At 41.9% G+C, this 5,095-nt stretch carries 4 protein-coding genes and 2 pseudogenes; all 6 read right to left on the bottom strand.

The annotated features are described in order from the left end of the window. Nucleotides 1-84 precede the first annotated feature (84 nt). Nucleotides 85-1,017, bottom strand: coding sequence for a WYL domain-containing protein (locus CAG69_RS13790; protein WP_161444722.1), 933 nt, complete (start codon nt 1,015-1,017; stop codon nt 85-87). 260 nt (nt 1,018-1,277) lie between these two features. Beyond that, the gene (locus tag CAG69_RS13785) at nt 1,278-1,598 is read right to left on the bottom strand and encodes a hypothetical protein (protein ID WP_237668077.1); all 321 of its coding nucleotides are present in this window, start codon (nt 1,596-1,598) and stop codon (nt 1,278-1,280) included. A gap of 9 nt (nt 1,599-1,607) precedes the next feature. After that, nucleotides 1,608-2,526 (bottom strand): annotated as a pseudogene (locus tag CAG69_RS13780) (IS5 family transposase). A 100-nt stretch (nt 2,527-2,626) separates the two neighbouring features. Continuing rightward, nucleotides 2,627-2,790 (bottom strand): annotated as a pseudogene (locus tag CAG69_RS22775) (IS110 family transposase); the annotation flags it as partial. A 227-nt stretch (nt 2,791-3,017) separates the two neighbouring features. Further along, complete coding sequence (gene lgt / locus CAG69_RS13775) at nt 3,018-3,818, bottom strand: prolipoprotein diacylglyceryl transferase (RefSeq protein WP_161444720.1); 801 nt, start codon at nt 3,816-3,818, stop codon at nt 3,018-3,020. A 793-nt stretch (nt 3,819-4,611) separates the two neighbouring features. After that, nucleotides 4,612-4,989, bottom strand: coding sequence for a DUF4168 domain-containing protein (locus CAG69_RS13770; protein WP_161444718.1), 378 nt, complete (start codon nt 4,987-4,989; stop codon nt 4,612-4,614). Nucleotides 4,990-5,095: the final 106 nt, after the last annotated feature.

Raw genomic sequence — 5,095 nt, 5'->3', positions numbered from 1 at the left:
GCATCGGTGTTCCTTAAATTCTTATTTAATTCTGATGATTAATCTCTAGTCATAAAAAACGGTTGTCTGGGTTGTGCTCATCATCTAAGTGACATAACCCGGCGCAATTGCGAGGTTTTGAACCCCATACAGCGCGGCACGATTGTTTAACGCAAGCTGACATTGGCTGGTTGATAAACACGCGGTCTCGGAACAATCGACGTTCCAAAGCCTGAGCAAATACCCCGCAGTTGCAGCTCTAATCTCAACCTTCATCATGCCCCCCGTCATGCCATAATCCAGCTCAATCGCTTCACTGTGCTCTATGCGTGGGTGCGGCACTAACTCCAATTCAACAAAGCGGTTCCATTGCCTGTCCTGAGTTTCGAGCTCCGCTTCAGATAATGTAGAGTCTTCAAGCACAACCGCTGCTTTAATTCGGGTCAATACAAAGTCACGGAACCCATTTGGCGCTCCGCTTGGGCCATGCTTGCGGTCAAAACCACGAACGTGCCAACGCAGGCCATTGTCCACCAGTGTATGCGGCACGATTTCACGGGTTGTTTCACCGCTCGATAACGACACATAGGTGATGCTCAAGGCTTTGCCTTTGTGGATGGCCTCGGTGACCTTTGCCACTATAGATAGGCTTGGCTTGTTAAGGTGATAAGGCGCTTCACAAGCAAGGGGGGGTTTTACCTTGCCAGTAAAGCCATCGCCGTACCCTTGGCTAATGGTTGCCAGCGTTCTCACAACGTCATAGTCGAACAATGGCTCAAAAGCTTCACCACGTTTATGCAACTTGAGCTTTTGGTCATACTCAATGTTGCCTGGCGCAAGCTCTCGGTATAGGGTGAAGTCTTTCGTTGCTTGTGCGGCGGCTATGCTGAAGCGATCGACTAAATCCGCCCGTACCGCTTCTCCCTTAAACAATAAGGTGAAATCGATGTGGGCAATGCGATCTCTGGTTGCTTGCGGTAACTTTTCTAAAAGTTGCCGGGCCTTACCGCTTATTACTTCGTTTTTTATCTTCGTCATGAAACCTTCAACATCTAAAGCCTATTCAGAGTAAGTGTATCAAGTTGGACCAATTGTAAGGTAAGTCTCTGATAGCTTCTGTGAAAAACGAAGCAAAAAAAGACATAGCCTAACTAAATTTATTAGGTCATATCATATCACGAGCAAGCGACTGTTAATAGGGGACATTTAGGAGTACCAAATTTATTCGTTGTTGTGTGAGCAAGAGCTTTGGATTGAAATAGAGGGGATGACAGGCTAGTTTCCCAGCCTATCTATTATTACTGTATGTTTTGCTTACGCCAGTTTTGTATAGCTTTGGCTATCCGACCTATAACAGCATCTTCCTGCCACTCATCCCAAAAATCTACCGTGCCGCTATTTGGTTTTTGAATTGGTTCATCAATTCTAATTCGACTTGGTAGTAAGCTTGCATCCCCAACTACTAAAGCTTCACCAGTATCCAGTGTAGGTAAAATATCACTAAATCCACCTAGGCTATCCGGCAAAAGTCTTTTGACGACCGATTGGTCGTCAGCATTGGTCAATCGCATAGAGGCTTTGTTTCCTAATTCGAGTTCAATTAAAAACGCGCCTAACATGGCTAATTGTTAGGCGATAATCATTGTTTCAGGCATACCTAGCCCTGTGAGCTTGTTTAACGCTTTTATCATGGCGTAAGTCGCCAACTTGGGCATTGTAATTTCTTAAGCTTAGCGTCCCACCGAGCAGTTTCTTCACACGGAACATTGCCGTCTCTGAGAACGAACGTTTGTGGTAGCCATACTTCTTTTTCCAATGCTTATTTGAACCATATAGCTTCTGGCAACCGACTGCTAAATTGCGAGGATGACCTTGCTCCCAGAAGGCTGCGCCTTCCCTTGGTGGAATGAGCGGTGCGGCTCGTTTGGTGCGAATGGCTTCATAGCATAAACTTGTGTCATAAGCACCATCACCAGATATCTCTACGATTCTTCGGTGAGTCTGTTTGAGCAAATTAGGGAGCGCTTCACCGTCGCTCACATTCGATAAACTTAACTCAGAGGCAATGATTTCATGCGTATATGTATCGACCGCTAAATGTAATTTTCGCCAAACACGGTGCTTCCCGTCAGTGCCATGCTTTTTGACCTTCCACTCGCCCTCACCGTAGACCTTTAGCCCAGTTGCATCAATTGCTAAATGCTGGATTGTTCCTTTAGTTTTTGTCTTGAACGCAACGTTGACCGTTTTAGCTCGCTTGCTAATGCATGAATAACGAGGACATGACAATGGTAGTTGAGCGAGCTTAAAAATAGAGTTAATGAACCCTTGAAGACCTCTCAACGGCAGTGAAAATACACGCTTAACCATAAGAGCCGTCGTAATCGCTAAGTCACTAAACAAGCGAGGTCTTTCAGGGTTTCCCTGCTTGATTTGCTTCCATAGCTGAACGGTCTCTTCATCAATCCAAAATGTCAGTGAACCGCGATTGATTAAAGTTTGGTTATAGTGTTTCCAATTGGTTGTTTTGTAGCGAGGCTTGGCCATTGCTCTAAGTATTTGAGTGAACCTAGCGGATCAGATCATAGGTTGATGATTTAGTTCCCTGATTTAGGAAACAAAGCCCCCAATGACGCGAAGTTGCTCATGATTCCATCGCAATAGTCGTTTGCTCTGGTATCTGGTAATTGACGGACTGTATCAAGAAGCTTGTCACGCTTTCGCTTTGAAAAGATTTGTCCACCAGTGATCAACACGCATACTTGAAAGAGTTTTTTTCGTTATCTCGATCCCGACAACTTTAATAGACATGATGGTTACTCCTGCTCTCACTGGTTGAACCATTAGTTTGGTACAACGTTGCTAGAAGGGAGGTGCATCCATCACATCAAAGCCATGTTGCGACCACAAGCTTGTTCCTTAGTCTTCAGATTACTTAGTGTATTCCAAAGTTCAGAATGACCTATTTGAGGAAATCCAAACTAAAAGATTTTGAAGACTTATTGCACATGACCTACTCCCCATAATCTAGTCCTTCCTTACCTCTGTAACCTGATTCCTTTTCTATTATTCTTACGATGTATAACTGCCCAGCACAGCAAAGATAGCCCAACGATTAAGAATGGAACACTAAGCAGTTGTCCCATAGAAAAAATAAAATCATTTGTATAGACAGCTTGTTTTTCTTTGACAAACTCAATAGAGAACCTTGCGCTAAACGTTAGAAATAAAAACAATCCCAAAATCGTACCAGGTAAGCGTGAGATGCTTGTTCTTCGGTATGTTAACCAAAGCAGTATAAATATTGCTAAATAGCAAATTGCTTCGTATAGCTGTGCTGGATGTCTTGGTATATTATCGACTCGTTGAAATATAACAGCCCAAGGTAAGTTTGTCTGGGTACCAATAATCTCTGAATTTATGAAGTTTGCGAGCCTAACAAAAATGGCAAAAATAGCTGTACAGATAGCGAGCCTGTCTAGCAACCATAATCTACCAATCTTATTACGTTTTGCGTGATATAAGACAGCAACAAGTACGCCTAAACCACCACCATGGCTTGCAAGACCACCTTCCCAAATCGCTAATATTCTCAGTGGATGCTCTAGATAGTAATTAGGATCATAAAACAAGCAATGCCCCAACCTCGCACCGATAATAATACCGAGAATAGAATTAACCAATAACGAGTCAAGCACCACTAATGAGGATTTTTCAATGATAAAAATGCGCTTCATCACTTGAAATCCCGACATTAATCCAAGAGCAAACAGTACTCCGTACCAATGAACCGCTAGAGGACCAAGCGCAATTAACACAGGATCGATATTCAATTCCATATTCTTTATGCTCTCCAAAATTCAAAAAGCTTTTAACAGCGTGTCTCTAGCCGAAAAATTGAACCAGTCATATATTCAACCATTGGGAATGGTGCGTCAATTGATGAAAAGAAAAACATGTCTAAAACCTAAGATTAAGTGAGAATAGATCTCACGTGAGTTTGTTTAAGATAGACTCATGAGATCTCAAGCTTGATCATGTTTACTCAACCACCTACGCCTTTACACTTTGCTTTACTGCTCAATACGAAACTACAGCTTTAGAATAGGTTTTCGAGAATTCTCGCAGTACCAGCTAGTGAACGAAGACGTTCCGATGAAATATCGTAGCTCAAGCCATGGGCCGATAGCCCATGTTGTTGTAGATGCCACTGACCTTAAAATTTTTAGTAAAGTATCGCTATAAGTATCAGTCCTAAGCTGAACCTGCTTGATTAAGATACTCAAGTAGATGAAACGATGGTCGGAGTGAAACCGATGAACAAAGTATTAAGACTCGATATACCTGCCCGTCAACAAACCGCCTAACTGAAGGAAAGCCTAGGTATAACTGCGTCTTGAGCAATAACTTGATCAATATCACCTAATGTAGATGGTGAGTAGAAGTATCCATACCATTAATCCCTCCTTAGACTCCACCCCTAGAGAGAAAAATGAGAGAAAAATATTCCAATAAAAAGTAAGCCAGTCAGCTTAACTGACTGGCACACTAGCCGATGATGCTAGCTTTCTAAATTTCATCTATAAGTTGTTATTAACCATTCATCTGTATAACGAAGTAGGTAAAGATAACCTAATATAGTTCGTTAACTCTTTTACGTAACCGTTCATCATTGTGTATGGCATTTGCTATTTGATTGTAACGTTCAACAGATAACTCCGTTTTTTCAACTACTTTAATCATCTCTTCACTTGCCTGTTGCTGAATAATAAGTGCAGTTTCTTCATCCACATCGCCATTTAATCTTTCTATTGCTTCTGTACGAATAGCATCAACAGTTTTACTTGCTGTAACAAAATTACGTAGCTCAGTATCCGTCACATTAAAACTCGGTTGTGCTTTCTGCGCTGATGTAGCCGTTGGTGGTGTTTGATTTTCTGCTAAAGCAGGTGATAGGAAAGTGGTCATTCCGAATGATGCCACCAATAGCGCGAGTGATAGTTTTCGCATAGTAATAATCTCCTAAAAAGAATGAAATCACTCCCTATAAAGCAATATATATACCAACAAGCTAACAATAATATAAGCAACTGATTATAAAAGACTATTTTTTATT

The sequence above is a fragment of the Vibrio sp. V43_P6S15P86 genome (assembly GCF_009904725.1).
Classification (GTDB): domain Bacteria; phylum Pseudomonadota; class Gammaproteobacteria; order Enterobacterales; family Vibrionaceae; genus Vibrio; species Vibrio diabolicus.
The sequence above is the reverse complement of the archived record's forward strand: the minus strand, read 5'-3'. Positions and strand labels throughout refer to the sequence as shown.

Excerpts from the sequence above, each read along its gene's own strand:
- CAG69_RS13790 (WP_161444722.1), bottom strand. The coding sequence starts at position 1,017 with ATGACGAAGATAAAAAACGAAGTAATAAGCGGTAAGGCCCGGCAACTT.
- CAG69_RS13770 (WP_161444718.1), bottom strand. The coding sequence starts at position 4,989 with ATGCGAAAACTATCACTCGCGCTATTGGTGGCATCATTCGGAATGACC.
- lgt (WP_161444720.1), bottom strand. The coding sequence starts at position 3,818 with ATGGAATTGAATATCGATCCTGTGTTAATTGCGCTTGGTCCTCTAGCG.
- CAG69_RS13785 (WP_237668077.1), bottom strand. The coding sequence starts at position 1,598 with ATGTTAGGCGCGTTTTTAATTGAACTCGAATTAGGAAACAAAGCCTCT.